The following is a 14,082-nucleotide window of genomic DNA, read 5'->3' on the forward strand; positions in this document are numbered from 1 at the left end:
TCGTCACGGGACGATTGCCCCACCGTCGAAATTGCCCTCGTCGGTGGCATAGGCATAGGCCTGGTCGTTGCCGGGCAAATGCGGAAATCCCCTGAAATTCAACCCGTTGGAGAATTTCGCTCGACAGGTGGCAAAGGTTTTGTCGCATCCGGCGACGATTGAAAACGTATCACCCGCCTGCGGGATTCCATTGCCCACCATCAGGCTGACCGAGACGGTCGCGCCGTCCTTCCAATGCCGCACGACACGGATGCTGTTGCCTGCCCAGCTTCCGCTCGTCCATGTCAGCAACCCGTTGGTGAACAATCCGGCTGCGAATAAGCCAAGTCCCGATACGGTCGCGCCAGTCCGGCCTGTCGCTGCCACCACGGCGCCACTGCCCAGATGGGCGCCGCCGAGGGCAAACCTGCAACGGGCGTCGCCCAGTTCGGCATCGCACCTGCGCAGGATGTAGCGGCCATTGGGCTGGTCGAGCGCCCGCATCCGGCTTTCCAGTTCCGCCACGAACCGCCCGTCGCTGCGGGTGATCTTGCCGACGATGGACTGGCCAATCAGCGCGAAGTCGCCGGGCTGCCGCCAATTCACGAGGAACGTTTCGACGGCCGCGCCGTCGAGCAGGCCCGCGGCAATGTCCTCATCCGAAATGCTTGCAGAGGACAATGCGCCTTCGACGTCGAGCGCCTCGGCCTGCATGCCGAGGCTCTGCTTCGCCTCGCTCGCGCCGAATCCGCTTTGCGGTTCGCACGGAGTACCGTCGACCGTGATCGGCATGTCGTGGTCCGTGAAGCCCAGCACAGTTCCGTCCTTGCGGGTCAACCGCCAGCAACGGCAAACGGTGGTGAGCGCACCCGCGAGGTGCTCGTTCAATGTGGTCACAGCAGCACCTCGATCAACGGAATGGCCGGAAACTGGCCCGCCTTGAACGCGGTCAGGCTTGCCGAAAGACTGTCGGTGTCGAAACGCACCGGCACGTCGAACTCATATCCCGCCGTCACAAGCTGGCCGGGCGCGGGGATTTCCTCCGCCGCAAAAACGATATCGCCGGTTGCCTGGTCGAACGAAAACGCCGGCGAGGCTTTTTCGACACCGTCGATGGCCACGAGGATCGCATCCTCCACCGGCTTCCGGATCGGACGCCGATAGGCATCAGCTCCCGTGCCATAGGTCTTGAGAAGCGCGAAGCGGGCATTCGTTCCGTCGCCCGATCCAAGCGGCTGGTCCAGCCATCCCGGCGCGCGGTCAGGCGGGCAGGACCTCATGTCGAACGGATCGCGAAACCGGAAGGCATGCAGCGAGCCGCGCCGCGCCTCGAAGAAGGCCATCACCTCATGGAGATCGGCCAGCGACCTGACGCCGGTTCCCGCATCGTAGCGCCGCCTCGAATGGGCGAAGCGCTGGTTGCGCTTCTCGCGGCCCGAGGTCAGCGACACGATTTCGTTTCGCCGCTCCGGTCCGCCCGTTGCCCCGAAGGCGACCGCAAGCGGAAAGCGTACATCGTGAAATTCGGAAAGCTCCGTCATGGCTTGCCCCTATAGCGATCGCGCGCCGCGCCTGACGGCGCGCGCCAGCATTCCGGTGATCTGGGATTCGGATTTGCGGAAGGACGAGGCATCCTGCGCGTTGACGTTGAACACCACGTTCATGGGGGCCGCGCCGCCATTCGATGCAACACCCAGCCTGCCGTCAGCGGTCCGCTGCAAGGGCATGATCGCCTCTGAGCCCGCCTCGCCCATCAGGCCGAGCCCGCCACCCATGGGAAAATAGCTCGGCGATGACACCACGCCGCCGCTCGCAAACGGGACCACCTTCCCGGGCACGCCGCCCTTGGCGAACCCGGTGATCCCTCCGAACAGGCCGGAGAACATCGAATTGAACATGTTGCCGAGCGGGGCGAGGCCCCTGTTCAGCGCCATGCCCGCAATGTTCAGCCCGATCTGGCGCAGCACATCGTCCAGTTCCTTTCCGCTGACCGCCGCGCTGCGCAGGCCGGAGGTCAGGATCGAGCCGAAGCTGCCTGCAATCGTTTGCAGCCGCTCCATCTGCGTCTGGAACGCGCTTGTGTCCGCCTCGATCGACACGCTCACCGTTTCGTTTTCCATTGCGCCTCCTTGTCGGGAAACAGGTTCATCAATGCTTCAAGCTCGCCGCGCGACGGCGCGCTGCCGCTTTGCGGTCGCAGCACACTCCACGCACGCTCGAACTCGCGCGGTGTCATCGACCAGAAGTCGGCTGGCGAAAGCCGCAGCAGGCCAAGCCCGACCGCCATCGCGTCGGCCCAGGGAAAAGGCCGGGGGCGGCCCGCTGCGGCTTTCAAGGGTTTTGCGGAATGCCCTGCGCGTCGGTTCCGCCGAAGGTCTCGGTCAACAGTTGCGAGACGATGCGGGCATAGCCCGCCGCCCCGCCCTCGACTCGTAGGGCGGCGACCGCCGCGTCCTCGATCGCCTCGCCCGCGCCGCGCAGCCCAGCCGCGATGACACGGATCATGTCGCGCGCCGAAAGCCTGCCGCTGGTGAAGCGCTCGACGAGCGCGCCGAGATCGTCGGCTGCAAAGGCATCCTCCAGTTCGGCCAGAGCGCCCAGCGTCAGGCACAGGCGGCGCGGCTTGCCGTCCAGCACCGCCTCGATCTCGCCACGCCTGCGGTTCGCGCTCATATCGCCTCCGCGAAGCTGACCTCGCCCGCTGATTCCAGCGCGATCTCGAAACTCACCTCGCCGTCATGGCTGCCGGAATATTCGAGCGCCGTGATCTGGAACGGGCCTTGCACCGTGCCGAAATCGGGAACGATCACCTGCCAGCCCGAAATTTCGCCCGCAAAGAACGCCTCGCGAATCTTCGCGTCGGATTGCGCATCCTTGAAAATGCCGGAACCGCTGACCGAGGCGCGCTGGACACCTGCGCCCGCCAGCAATTCCCGCCAGCGGCCCGCCGAATCCTGGTCGGTGATGTCCACGGTCTGGCTGTTGAAGGCGAGCTTTCGCGAACGCAGCCCCGCCACGGTGACATAGCCGTCCGGCTCACCCGTATCGACCTTCAAGAGAAGGTCCTTTCCTTTCTGAGCACCCAATGCGTTTTCCTTTCGGACAAATGGGCGCGAACGCCGGGCAGGCGCCCGACGCTGCGCGTTTCTTCGGATGAAATGTGGATCAGCCCGCTTCGATGATCGCCCGGAAGCGGAGCAGCCCGTGGGTCACGGACTGGTCCTCGTCGAAGCGGGTTTCCGCGAATTCCTGACGGAGGTTCACGAGGCGAAAGCCGGTCATCGCAAGCGGCTGGTCGTTCAGGCGCGCTTCGATGATCCCCATGATGTCCAGCGTTTCCTTCTTGCCCTTGGCCTTCGACCAAACATGCACCGTGAAAAGGTGCTCGGTGCCGATCTCGGTGCCGGTGCTCCAGTCGTAGACGCTGGTCCGACCGAAGGTGACATAGGGAAAGGCTGCATCCGACCTCGTATGGTCGTAGATCTTCGGGCCGCCGAGCGCGTCCACCAGCGTGTCATCGCCTTTCAACGCGGCAAAGATCGCCATTTGCAATTCAGCCGCGGCGGACGCCATCATTCTCTCCCTTGCCGGTGCGCGGATTGCCAGGCCGCACGGCCTTTTTTGCTCCCGCGCGAACCTGCCCGCGTTCCACGTCTTCCGCAAGACCGTGCACGCGCGCCCGCAGCGCCCGGATCAGTCCCTGCACCGTCAGCTTTGCCGCGAGCTTCATGCGCCCTTCTCCGTCGCCATGCACATCAGGTAGCGCCCGGTCTCATCGGGATCGTGCACGGTGACAACCTCCAGCACGCGCTCGCCGAGCGCGAAGCGCATGCCGCTCGCCAACCCCGGCTGCCACCTGACGTAGACGCGATGCGTTACGGTCTCCGTGGTCTGGTCCGCCGCAAAATTGCTGGCGGCATCGAGCGGTTCGATCTTCGCGAAAAGAACCGCCGTCTCCACCCAGTTTTCGGAATAGCCGCCCAGCGCGTCATAGACGGTCTGGCATTCCTGGAGGGAAAGCTCCGTGCGGAACTCTCCCGGATCGATCTGCAAAGTGCTCATCAAAGCCGCCTTTCGATATAGCCGGAAATCATGCGCTCATAGCCAGCCGGATAGGACACCGGCTGGTCGGACGGGCCGAAGCTCGTGCGAAATTCGTACCAGTGCGCCGCAAGGTGGGTGATCGCCCGGCGCAGAAGGTCGGGCACATCCGGCCCGGCCTCGCCGAAGCCGCAGGTGAACTCGACCTCGACGCCATTCATCGCGCGCAGGCCACCTGCCTGTTCGGCCAGCAGGATGCGTGCGGGACGCGACAAGGTGTCGGTCTGGTATGCGCCCGCGTCGAGGATTTGCGGGGTGCCGTCTTGCGCGTAGAGCGTTACCGACACCACCTCGCGGACTGGATGGCGCGGCAGCAAAATCATGCCGCCCGTCATCGGCCGGTCCATGACCAGCCGCCAGCCCTGTTCGATCAAGGCAAGGCCGGTAACCCGCTCGACATCCTCGCGCGCGGCGCGGAGCAGACCGGCGAGAAGCTCGTCCTCGCTGGAATGGCTCAGCCGCAAATATTGTTTCAGTTCGGCCAGGGTCACGGGTTCGACCTCCGGCCCTGTCATTCGGATAAGCGTCACGGATCAGCGCCTCATATGGAGAGAAAAATGCGGCTCCGGCCGGAGGGAAAGCCGGAGCCGCGCCGCACCTGACCGGGAGGGGTCAGGCGGCGGCAAACTTCATCAGCTTCACCGCGTCGAAATCCTGCACGCCGCCGCCGACCCGCTTGGTCGTGTAGAACAGCACATAGGGCTTGGCCGAATAGGGATCGCGCAGCACCCGGACCCCGGTGCGATCCACCACCAGATAGCCCCGGCCAAAATCGCCGAAGGCAATCGACGCCGAATTGGCGGCGATGTCGGGCATGTCCTCCGCCTCGACCAGCGGGAAGCCCAGCAGCGTTGCCCGCTGACCGGCGACGGCGGGCGGCGCCCACAGATAATTGCCGTCGGCGTCCTTCAGCTTGCGGATCGCCGCCTGCGTCTTGCGGTTCATCACCCAGCTTGAATTCTGCCGGTATCCCGCCTTCAGCGCATAGACGAGATCGATCAGCTTGTCGGACGGATTGCTTGCCGGAAGCGCGCCTGAGACGCCCGTTGCCAGATAGCCGATCTTGCCCCATTCCCAGGCGCTTTCAGCCACCTGGTCGTAGTTCAGCAGGCCGCTCGGCTTGCTAACGCCGTCGCCGGTGATGAAGGCTGACCCTTCCTGCGCGGCAAAGGCGGCATCGACCTCGCTTGCGATCCACTGGTCGAGATCGACCACGGAGTCCTCCAGCAGCGCCGATGTCGCCGCGGGCATGGCGTAAAGCTCCATGGTCGGAAACTGCAATTCGGCGAGCGTCGGCGAAGCCGTCTGCGGACGCGCCGCCGTTTCCGAAACCCAGCCCACCGCCGGGCCGCCGACCGCGAACGGCTTCTTCAGCACCGCCGACGACACCTGCCGGACGGACGCGATCGAGCGAACCGGCGACAGCGCCGCGAGGCGCTTGCCCACCTCCGCCTCGGTCTGCGCCGGCACCAGATAGCCGCCGTCCTGCCCGGACCCGTAGGACATCGCCTTCGCGTCCAGCGCGCGAAGCTGGCGATCGTCGCCGGAGCGCATGTAGGCGTCGAAGGCGTCCTTGTGCTCGTCGGGCTGCACGGTTCCCGACCCGCCGAGGCCCGGCCGAAGCCCCTTCATCGCCAGCGCATCGAGCGCCTTCTTCTGCTCGTCAAGCGCATGCGAGATGCGGTCCACCTTCTCGGTGGTCACCACATCGGCGCCGAGGCGCGTTTCGAGCTGGGCGAGCCGTTCGTCATTGGCGTGCCTGAAGCTCTCGAACGAGGACATGAATGCGCCGAATGCGTCGGAGAGGTCGCCGCCCTTGCTTTCCGGTGCGCGTTGCTCTTGGTTCATTGCCATGTGTTGCCGTTCCTTTCGTTGAACATGCGGGAAGCCGCGCGAAACCGCGCGGCCAGTTGCCTTTCTCGCGGCGCTTCACAGCCGCCCTTCACCACGGCGACGCGTGCGCCCGGCAGCATCGGGAATGTCACCACCGAGATTTCCCAGAGATCGGCCTCCAGAATGCGGCGAAGCCCCTTTGCCTTGTCCGCGCTGGCGCGCACCGTGCGAAAGCCGATGGAAAGACCGTCGAGCGCGCCCGCACGCATCAGGTTCAGCACCTCCGCCGCGCGACCGACGCCCTCCGTCAGCCTGCCCTTCACGAACAGGCCGAGCGCATCTTCCCGAATTTCGGTCCACACGCCGATCGGTTGGTTCGGATCGTGCTGGAACAACATGCGGATCGCGCCCGCCCCGCGCCGTGCCAGCGAACGGGCGAACGCGCCGCGCTCCACCACGTCCTGCGCCAGGTCCGTCTCGCCGAACAGGCTCGCATAACCGCTGAAAACGCCGCTCTCATCGACGCGCGCCAGCGCCAGATCCACGCGCTTCGTGTCGAGCAGGCGCGCCAAAGCCCCACTATCCATGCTTCAATTCCTTCTTGCCGATTTCCGACTGGAAGAAGCGCAGGGTCAGCCCCAGCGCCCACCATGCACACAGGCTGGCGACGGCAGCCCCGGTCAGCACCGTTTCATTCGGCCCGAGCAGAGTTCGCACGCCCAGCTCGTCGGCGAGCTTGACGCCGACCGTGCCGCCGAACACCAGCCCGCAGGCCACGCCCACGAAAAACCGCAGCGCCGCCTCGCGACGCCCGCGCGGCAACACATAGGCAAGCGATATCGCGGAACCGGCAACCGCGCCGGCTCCCTTCACGGCCCATTCCAGAGCCGCGTCAGGCACATGCTGCATGACGTCATCTTTCCTTGAAAATGCGCGGCGCTACGCCCGCTCGCCATATCCGACGGCAGCGCGCTTCTCATCGTCGGTGAGAAAACCTGCTGCACTGACCCGCGCCCAGAGCGCGTCGCGCTCCGCCGCCAGCCCCTCGATGGCATCGGCATCGAACCACAGCCGCACGCGCTCGCCAAAGAGCGGCGCGAGCCAGGCGGAAAGGTCGCGTACCGTCCGCGACAGCAATGGCAAAACGGTAAGCCGATAGAATGCCCGGTTGGCCTCCTGATAGTTCGAATAGGTGCTGTCGCCGGGAATGCCGAGCAGCATGGGCGGCACGCCGAACGCCAGAGCGATGTCGCGGCTGGCGGAATGTTTCGCCTCGACGAAATCCATATCCTTCGGCGTCAGCGCCATCGGCTTCCAGTCCAGCCCACCTTCCAGAAGAAGCGGCCTGCCCGCGCGCGCCGGGCCTGAATAGCCCTCCTCAAGCTCCGATTTCAGCCGGTCAAACTGGTCTCCAGACAGATTGCCACCGTCCTTTGGCGCATAGACAAGCGCGCCTGAAGGCCGCGCGGAATTGTCGAGCAGGCCCTTGTTCCAGCGCGCCGCGGCATGATGCGTGTCGAGCGCGACGAGCGCGGCCTCAAGCGGTGCAAAGCCGTAGAGATCGTCGAGCGGATGAAACAGGGAAAGATGCACGGCCCCGCCGCCCGGCAGCAATCCGAGCGGCACCTTGCGCCGCTTCGTTCCCTCGCAATGTTCCAGTCCGGTCGGCCAGCCTCCCGCGTCGGAAACCACGCTCACGCGGTCGGGGCGCAGTAGATGCATTTCGCGCGCATTCGGCCCGGCCTCGATCAGTTCGACATAGGCATTGCCGGAAATCAGCAGATGGCCGTAAAGCGCCTCGAAAAACGTGCCGCCCGCCTGTCGCGGATTGGGCCGCGCCAAAAGGTCGAGCATGGGATGGCGCGCAAGCTCCGTCTCCTCCTCGAACAGAAGCAGCGGCACCGCCGCCACCGCCTCGCAGATCATGCGCACGGCGCGATGGGCGACGGGGTTGCCCATGAAGCCGACACGCGCCAGCGAGACGTAGTCCCGCCGTGTCCATCGCGCTTCGCCCTGCGTCTGCAAGGTCACGAATCCGTAGCCATCCTTGCGCTCGAGGCGTGCGCGGTCCCCCCGTTGCCAGGGCCATGTCCATTTCATCAGCAATCCCCTTGAATTGGTCCGCTCAGCCGAAATCGCGGATGCGCGGTTCGCCGGTCGAGCGCGGCTGAAGGTCGGTCACCGCCCACACCAGCGCATCGAGCCGGTCGGGCGAGCGCCCGTCGGAAAGCCCGGTCGGGCCGAAATCGCACATCTCGTCCTCGAGGTCCGGAAAGCGCCCCGCATGCCGCACCAGCCCCTGCGCATAGAGTGCGGCGACCGGCTCGGCGCGCAGCCATTTGCCCCGCCGCGCGCGCACATCCTTGACCGCCACCGACGGATCGACGGTGCGGATCACGGCGGCAACCATGTCGCCGCCCTGGTTGACCTCGGCGACCACGCAATCCGCCTGCACGCGATGGTAGAGCGCGACGACGCGCGCCGCCCATTCGGTCGGCTTCGCGCCGCGCACGCTTTCGTCGGCAAGCACGATCACGCCGCCGCCCTCCGTCAGCCCGGCGGCCACGATGCCGCATGCATCCGAGGTGCGGCGCGAGCTTGCCGGCGGATCCACCGCCACGACGATGCGCTGCAACTGCGGCGCCTGCGCGATGAACGCCGCCTCCAGCGCGGCGCGCGTCCACAGCGCGTCCTCGCGGTCCTCGATCAGTTCGCCCTCAAGCTCCTGCCTGCCGAGCCGCGTCCCGGCATAGCGGCTTTCGAGCGCGGCGATGAAACCATCGGCCAGATTGGCGATGTTGTCGCGCGTGGCATAGCGGTCCACATGAAACGCCGGATCGCCCATAAGGCGCTTGACCAGTTTCGTCGGCCTCGGCGTCGTGGTCACGAGTTGCCGTGGCCGCTCACCCAGCCGCAGGCCGAACTGGAGCATGTCGAAGCAATCGACCGCATTCTTCCACTTCGCGGCCTCGTCGCACCATGCGGCCATGAATTGCGGCCCGCGCAGGCTTTCCGGGTCCTCCGACGAAAACACATAGGCCACCGCGCCGGAAGGCCACAAAAGCCTGCGCCGCGTCGGCTCATAGCGGGGCCGGTCGCGCCGCGCGACCGTGCGGATGCCCGACGGCCCGTCGATCATCACCTCACGCACGTCGCCCAGCGTCTCGCCCACCAGCGCGATGCGCCCGCTGGAACGCCCCTTTTCGGCGATGGGCGGCAGGCCGCAGGCATGCGCGATCGTCCATTCCGCGCCGAGCCGCGTCTTGCCGGACCCGCGCCCGCCGAGCACCAGCCAGTTGTCGGGCACGCCGAGCGCGCGATAACGCCCCGGCAGGCAGGTCATCAGCCACTCATGCTCAATGGCGCGCGCCTGCTCACCGATGGTCGCGCGCAGCCATGTCTGCTGCGATCTCCCCTGCAAGGTCGATGATCCGCCTGTTGATGCGGTCGAGCACGTCGGCGAGTTCTTCGTTCTGGCGCGCGGCGTTCTCCTGGACGAATTCATCTGGGCTCAATATCTCGATCAGTTTCTCGGTCACGCGCACCGCCGAGTTGAGTGCGTCCATTTCCGCCTTGTCCAGCATTTCGCCCTGCCCGGATTCGTGCAGGACGACCTCCATGCGCCGCGCAATCGCCAGCGATGCGTGGCGCAGCTTTTCGACGGTGCGGTCGTCGCCCTCCGGCAGCTTCCAGTCGTTGACTTCCGCCTGCTTGCGGATCGAGTTGAGCGAGCGGCCCGTCGCATCGGCCAGCAATTTCAGCGGCGCACCATGAACTTCCACGAGCAGGCGCTGCGCCCGCACCCGCGCCGGGTTCCAGATTGGCAAGGACACCTCCGAATTTTGGGGATTGCGGAAGGCGCAGGAAATCCATCCCCGCGCTCACAAGATCGCTTGGATTACCGTTCCGGCCCGCGCCGCTCACACTTTTTCGACGATAGACAAAAGCTACCAAACCACCGTCACGGTGTCAAGGACTTTTTTCCTAATTAAATATTAGGAATATAATAAGTCTTGGCACATTGGCGCAAATCTGGCTGGCGCAGGGCATAATGGACGGCTACCACTAGCAAAAGCAAGGAGGAGCAAATGACCAATGAGACAACGCAGCTTTCTCCGATGCATCCCGGAGAAGTTCTCCGTGAGGAATTCATGGAGCCGAACAGGCTGACGGCATATGCGCTGGCGAAGGCGTGCCGCATTCCTCGCACGAGGATAGAACGCATCGCGCGAGAGGAGTCCGGTATAACCACCGACACGGCGCTACGGTTGGCAAAATTTTTCGGAACCACCGCGCAGTTCTGGCTGAACCTCCAGAACCGCTATGAGATGGAGACCACGGAGCCTGAAATCCGCGCGGAGCTTGACGCAATCGATGGAAGCAACCTTCTGGCTGCATGATCTTCCGCAGCCTTGCGCGGACGGCTGAGCTTTCGACAATCTCAAAACAGGCCCGGCATGTCTGCTTTGGCATGAGCCCCGCCCGCATCGGGGCCGCGCACACGCTTTATTAAAGCCTCCTGGGCTTTTTTGGTTTGGTTTGTGCGACCGTTCGGCATATATCCGGGCGGAACCCTTGGCGGGGGGATTGCGGAGTGATGCTGAGACGGGACTCCAGGTCCAGACCTAAAGCGCCGCGCGCTGGACGCGCCATGGCCATCGATGCCTGGCTCGATTCCACGGTCTATTCGCTCGGCTTCCGCCTGCGGGCCGGCTGGGAAAGCCTCACCATCTTCTTCCGTCGCTTTCGCGTGCGCGGCTGGCGTCGCGCGCTGGTCGAGCTTGGCTCCGAGGCCATGACCATGGGCGCAGGCGGCGCGGTGGTCATGCTGGCGCTGGCCATGCCCGCCTTCGAGGAAACGGAGGGCGACTGGCGCAACCACGGCGATTTCGCCGTCACCTTCACCGACCGCTACGGCAACGAGATCGGCCAGCGCGGCCTCATCCAGCGCGATTCCATTCCCGTGGACCAGATGCCGGATTTCGTGGTCAACGCGGTGCTGGCGACCGAGGATCGCCGGTTCTTCGAGCACTACGGCATCGATTTCATCGGCCTCGCCCGCGCCATGAACGAGAACATGCGCGCCAATTCGGTCGTGCAGGGCGGCTCCACGCTCACCCAGCAGCTTGCGAAGAACCTGTTCCTCAGCAACGAGCGCACGGTCGAGCGCAAGGTGAAGGAAGCGTTCCTGTCGCTGTGGCTGGAAATGAACCTCACCAAGAAGGAAATCCTCCAGCTCTATCTCGACCGCGCCTATATGGGCGGCGGCACGTTCGGCATCACCGCCGCCGCCGATTTCTATTTCGGCAAGCAGGTGAAGGACCTCACGCTCGCCGAGGCGGCGATGCTGGCCGGCCTGTTCAAGGCGCCCACCAAATATGCGCCGCACATCAACCTGCCCGCTGCGCGCGCCCGCGCCAACGAGGTGCTGACCAACATGGTGCAGGGCAATTTCCTGACCGAGGGTCAGGTGCTTTCGGCCCGCCTTCATCCCGCCGACATCATCGACCGCGGCGACCTCAAGGCGCCGGACTATTTCCTCGACTGGGCCTTCGAGGAGGCCAAGCGCATCGCCTCGAAATACGGCATCCACTCGATGGTCGCCCGCACCACCGCCGACATCAACATCCAGCGCGCCTCGGAAGAGGCCATCGAATATCATCTGCGACAGTTCGGCAAGGATTACCGCGTGACCGAGGGCGCAGTGGTCGTCATGGAGACGAACGGGGCCGTACGGGCCATCGTAGGGGGCCGCGACTATGGCGCGAGCCAGTTCAACCGCGCCACAAAGGCGGAGCGCCAGGTCGGCTCGTCCTTCAAGCCCTATGTCTATGCCACGGCAATGGAAGCGGGCATGACGCCCGAGACCGTGATTTCGGACGGCCCCATCAGTTGGGGCAACTGGTCGCCGAAGAACTACGGGCGCTCCTTTTCCGGGCGCGTCACGCTGGCCAGCGCGCTGGCGCGTTCGATCAATACGGTGCCGGTGCGGCTCGCCAAGGAAAAGCTCGGCATCGATCCGATCGTGAAGCTCACCTATGCGATGGGCGTGGAATCCAAGCTCAACGAGCACAAGACGATGGTGCTGGGCACCTCCGGCATGACCGTGATGGATCAGGCGACGGGCTACAACACCATGGCCGATGGCGGCTTCGCGGGCGTGCGCTACGGCATCACGCAGTTGCGCACACGCTCGGGAGAGGTGTTCTACGATCATTCGAGGGACGCGCCGCCGCCGCACCGCGTGCTGACCGACCAGTCGGTCGCCTATATGAACACCATGCTTGCGGGCGTCAACGAGGCGGGAACGGGCCGCCGCGCGGCAATGCCGTTGATCCGCAGCGCAGGCAAGACCGGCACGACGCAATCCTATCGCGATGCCTGGTATGTGGGCTTCACCGGCAACTACACGGCCGCCGTCTGGCTGGGCAATGACGACTTCACGCCATCGCGGGAAATGACGGGCGGCTCGCTTCCCGCCATGGTGTGGAACCGGCTGATGACGCACATCCATCAGAACATCGACCTGAAGCCGATACCCGGTCTCGAAAAGCCGTTTGTCGATCCCGAGATCATCGCCAAGGCGAAGCGCGAGGCGGCTGAAAGCAAGACCGCCGATGCGCCATCCGAGCCGGAACTCGATGCGCCGCGCGTACTGTCGAGCGACACGACGCGCGTGCTGCGCCAGATGACGGACCGCTTCTCCAGGGCCGAGCATCTGGAAGCGCCCGCGCCCGCAGCACTCACCGCGCTTTGACGAAGCCTGCATGGTCCGCACGGCGCTCCTTTTTCTGCTCACCCTGTCGGTCGCAATCTGCGTCGGCGCGGCAAGCGTGGCGCTGGTGATCGAACGCGACGTCCGTCTGGGCGGCATCCGTGTCGGCCCGTGGATGGCCTATCCCGAAAGCGGCGCAGGCTCGGCCGATCCCTATGCGCGCGCCGAGGCCGCCGTCGAGGGCACGCTGGCGCTCGGGCGCTCGGAGGGCCTGTCCTTCTTCGCCGAGCACGACGAGGCGGGCTCCGATCTGCTTGCCGAATGCACATACCGCCTGACCGGCGAGACGCCGCTGGCCCGCCTTTGGACGCTGCGCAGCGAACCCTACGACCGCGCGGTCAGCAATCGCCTGACAGGCGCGCCCGCGCACGGCACGCTGCATTCGCGCGCCGTCCTGCGCAATGCCGACAACAGCATCACCATCACCGCAGGCGCGGCCCCTGCCCCCGGCAACTGGCTGCGCACCGAAGGCACTGGCCGCATGCGTCTTGTGCTTACGCTCTACGACGCGCTCGTGCAGGGCGGACCGATGTCGGAAACGATGAAGATGCCGACTGTGCGGCAGGTGGCGTGCGATGGATAGGGCCGCCTATTCGCGCATCGGCTATGCGCTGCTGATGGGGCTGCTTGGCGCGGCGATCCTCCACATCGTCATCCTTTTGCTGCTGCCGGAAATCTCCAGCCGCAATGCCTGGTCGCGCATGGCAGATGCGGCCGACCTCTACCAGCCGATGCAGGTGCGCAACGGCCTGCCCGATGTCGTTCACGACGGCAATCGCGATCCGCTGTTCAAATCGATCGTCTGCCGGTTCGACCTGACGGACGGGCTGCTCAGGATGCAGGCGTCCGGCGCGGTGCCGTTCTGGTCTGCCTCGATCTACGACCGCGCGGGCAATGTCATCCACAGCTTCAACGACCGCAGCGCCCACGACAGGGCGCTGGACATCGTGGTGCTGACGCCCGCCCAGATGCTGGACGTGCGCAAGGAGGTGCCGGAAGAACTCGGGCAATCCGTGTTCGTCGAAACGCAGTCGGAGGAAGGCATCGCGCTCGTGCGCGCCTTCGTGCAGGATGAAAGCTGGGGTCCCGCCGTCGAGGAATTTCTGGCTTCGCTGCGTTGCCAGCCGCAGTAACCCCTCAGTGAGCGGGCTTCTGAACCGCGCCCGGACCTTGCGGACCGGTTTGCTCCCTGGCTTCGATGCGCTCGTAGCGCACACCGGGGAAGAGGATGACCGGGGCCAGCTCGCCCGATCTCGCCGGCCTGTCGCCGGATGCCGAACTCTTCGGCACGAATGAGAGTACCATGCCCATGATGCGTTATCCGTCTCGTTTGATACGGAGCACTTTACGCAACGCCTCCTTGACGTATTGAGTACGAAACTCGGTTAATACAG

At 65.2% G+C, this 14,082-nt stretch carries 21 protein-coding genes; 4 read left to right on the top strand and 17 right to left on the bottom strand.

Annotation, left to right across the window (positions count from 1 at the left end; all coding sequences use genetic code 11):
- Nucleotides 1–3: 3 nt before the first annotated feature.
- The 16 genes from M9924_01720 to M9924_01795 form a co-directional block, all read right to left on the bottom strand.
- Nucleotides 4–876 carry a DUF2163 domain-containing protein gene (locus M9924_01720; GenBank protein MCO5063112.1) on the bottom strand — a complete coding sequence of 291 codons (873 nt, stop codon included), beginning with the start codon at nucleotides 874–876 and terminating at the stop codon, nucleotides 4–6.
- Nucleotides 873–1,520 (bottom strand): DUF2460 domain-containing protein, encoded by a 648-nt coding sequence (locus tag M9924_01725; protein ID MCO5063113.1) that lies wholly within the window; start codon nucleotides 1,518–1,520, stop codon nucleotides 873–875. The genes M9924_01720 and M9924_01725 overlap by 4 nt, the downstream gene beginning before the upstream one ends.
- A gap of 9 nt (nucleotides 1,521–1,529) precedes the next feature.
- Nucleotides 1,530–2,099 carry a phage tail tape measure protein gene (locus M9924_01730; GenBank protein MCO5063114.1) on the bottom strand — a complete coding sequence of 190 codons (570 nt, stop codon included), beginning with the start codon at nucleotides 2,097–2,099 and terminating at the stop codon, nucleotides 1,530–1,532.
- Nucleotides 2,081–2,314, bottom strand: coding sequence for a phage tail assembly chaperone (locus M9924_01735; protein ID MCO5063115.1), 234 nt, complete (start codon nucleotides 2,312–2,314; stop codon nucleotides 2,081–2,083). Before M9924_01735 ends, M9924_01730 begins: the two co-directional genes overlap by 19 nt.
- On the bottom strand, nucleotides 2,311–2,652 hold the full coding sequence (locus tag M9924_01740) for a gene transfer agent family protein (protein MCO5063116.1): 342 nt from the start codon (nucleotides 2,650–2,652) through the stop codon (nucleotides 2,311–2,313). The genes M9924_01735 and M9924_01740 overlap by 4 nt, the downstream gene beginning before the upstream one ends.
- Nucleotides 2,649–3,065, bottom strand: coding sequence for a phage major tail protein, TP901-1 family (locus M9924_01745; GenBank protein MCO5063117.1), 417 nt, complete (start codon nucleotides 3,063–3,065; stop codon nucleotides 2,649–2,651). The genes M9924_01740 and M9924_01745 overlap by 4 nt, the downstream gene beginning before the upstream one ends.
- Before the next feature lie 79 nt (nucleotides 3,066–3,144).
- Complete coding sequence (locus tag M9924_01750) at nucleotides 3,145–3,552, bottom strand: DUF3168 domain-containing protein (protein MCO5063118.1); 408 nt, start codon at nucleotides 3,550–3,552, stop codon at nucleotides 3,145–3,147.
- Nucleotides 3,533–3,709, bottom strand: coding sequence for a hypothetical protein (locus M9924_01755; GenBank protein ID MCO5063119.1), 177 nt, complete (start codon nucleotides 3,707–3,709; stop codon nucleotides 3,533–3,535). The genes M9924_01750 and M9924_01755 overlap by 20 nt, the downstream gene beginning before the upstream one ends.
- Nucleotides 3,706–4,041, bottom strand: a complete 336-nt coding sequence (locus M9924_01760) for a phage head closure protein (GenBank protein ID MCO5063120.1) — start codon at nucleotides 4,039–4,041, stop codon at nucleotides 3,706–3,708. Before M9924_01760 ends, M9924_01755 begins: the two co-directional genes overlap by 4 nt.
- The gene (locus tag M9924_01765; protein ID MCO5063121.1) at nucleotides 4,041–4,610 is read right to left on the bottom strand and encodes a head-tail connector protein; all 570 of its coding nucleotides are present in this window, start codon (nucleotides 4,608–4,610) and stop codon (nucleotides 4,041–4,043) included. Before M9924_01765 ends, M9924_01760 begins: the two co-directional genes overlap by 1 nt.
- A gap of 82 nt (nucleotides 4,611–4,692) precedes the next feature.
- Nucleotides 4,693–5,934 carry a phage major capsid protein gene (locus tag M9924_01770; GenBank protein ID MCO5063122.1) on the bottom strand — a complete coding sequence of 414 codons (1,242 nt, stop codon included), beginning with the start codon at nucleotides 5,932–5,934 and terminating at the stop codon, nucleotides 4,693–4,695.
- Entirely contained in the window at nucleotides 5,925–6,500 is a 576-nt protein-coding gene (locus M9924_01775) for an HK97 family phage prohead protease (protein ID MCO5063123.1), read from the bottom strand. Before M9924_01775 ends, M9924_01770 begins: the two co-directional genes overlap by 10 nt.
- The gene (locus M9924_01780; GenBank protein MCO5063124.1) at nucleotides 6,493–6,822 is read right to left on the bottom strand and encodes a DUF6107 family protein; all 330 of its coding nucleotides are present in this window, start codon (nucleotides 6,820–6,822) and stop codon (nucleotides 6,493–6,495) included. The genes M9924_01775 and M9924_01780 overlap by 8 nt, the downstream gene beginning before the upstream one ends.
- A 30-nt stretch (nucleotides 6,823–6,852) precedes the next feature.
- Nucleotides 6,853–8,013, bottom strand: coding sequence for a phage portal protein (locus M9924_01785; GenBank protein ID MCO5063125.1), 1,161 nt, complete (start codon nucleotides 8,011–8,013; stop codon nucleotides 6,853–6,855).
- Nucleotides 8,014–8,038: 25 nt separating this feature from the next.
- Nucleotides 8,039–9,256, bottom strand: coding sequence for a terminase family protein (locus M9924_01790; protein ID MCO5063126.1), 1,218 nt, complete (start codon nucleotides 9,254–9,256; stop codon nucleotides 8,039–8,041).
- 31 nt (nucleotides 9,257–9,287) lie between these two features.
- Nucleotides 9,288–9,740 carry a hypothetical protein gene (locus tag M9924_01795; protein MCO5063127.1) on the bottom strand — a complete coding sequence of 151 codons (453 nt, stop codon included), beginning with the start codon at nucleotides 9,738–9,740 and terminating at the stop codon, nucleotides 9,288–9,290.
- A gap of 261 nt (nucleotides 9,741–10,001) precedes the next feature.
- Here M9924_01795 and M9924_01800 point away from each other — a divergent pair, with 261 nt between their 5' ends.
- The 4 genes from M9924_01800 to M9924_01815 all read left to right on the top strand — a co-directional run bounded on the left by M9924_01800 (nucleotide 10,002) and on the right by M9924_01815 (nucleotide 13,821).
- On the top strand, nucleotides 10,002–10,313 hold the full coding sequence (locus M9924_01800; protein MCO5063128.1) for a HigA family addiction module antitoxin: 312 nt from the start codon (nucleotides 10,002–10,004) through the stop codon (nucleotides 10,311–10,313).
- Nucleotides 10,314–10,510: 197 nt separating this feature from the next.
- Complete coding sequence (locus tag M9924_01805) at nucleotides 10,511–12,670, top strand: PBP1A family penicillin-binding protein (protein ID MCO5063129.1); 2,160 nt, start codon at nucleotides 10,511–10,513, stop codon at nucleotides 12,668–12,670.
- 10 nt (nucleotides 12,671–12,680) lie between these two features.
- Nucleotides 12,681–13,271, top strand: a complete 591-nt coding sequence (locus M9924_01810; protein ID MCO5063130.1) for a DUF1214 domain-containing protein — start codon at nucleotides 12,681–12,683, stop codon at nucleotides 13,269–13,271.
- Nucleotides 13,264–13,821: a DUF1254 domain-containing protein gene (locus M9924_01815; GenBank protein ID MCO5063131.1), complete on the top strand. Its 558-nt coding sequence runs from the start codon at nucleotides 13,264–13,266 to the stop codon at nucleotides 13,819–13,821. The genes M9924_01810 and M9924_01815 overlap by 8 nt, the downstream gene beginning before the upstream one ends.
- 4 nt (nucleotides 13,822–13,825) lie before the next feature.
- Here M9924_01815 and M9924_01820 read toward each other — a convergent pair whose 3' ends face one another.
- Complete coding sequence (locus M9924_01820; GenBank protein MCO5063132.1) at nucleotides 13,826–13,999, bottom strand: hypothetical protein; 174 nt, start codon at nucleotides 13,997–13,999, stop codon at nucleotides 13,826–13,828.
- Nucleotides 14,000–14,082 lie beyond the last annotated feature (83 nt).

Source organism: Rhizobiaceae bacterium (assembly GCA_023953835.1).
GTDB lineage: Bacteria > Pseudomonadota > Alphaproteobacteria > Rhizobiales > Rhizobiaceae > Mesorhizobium_G.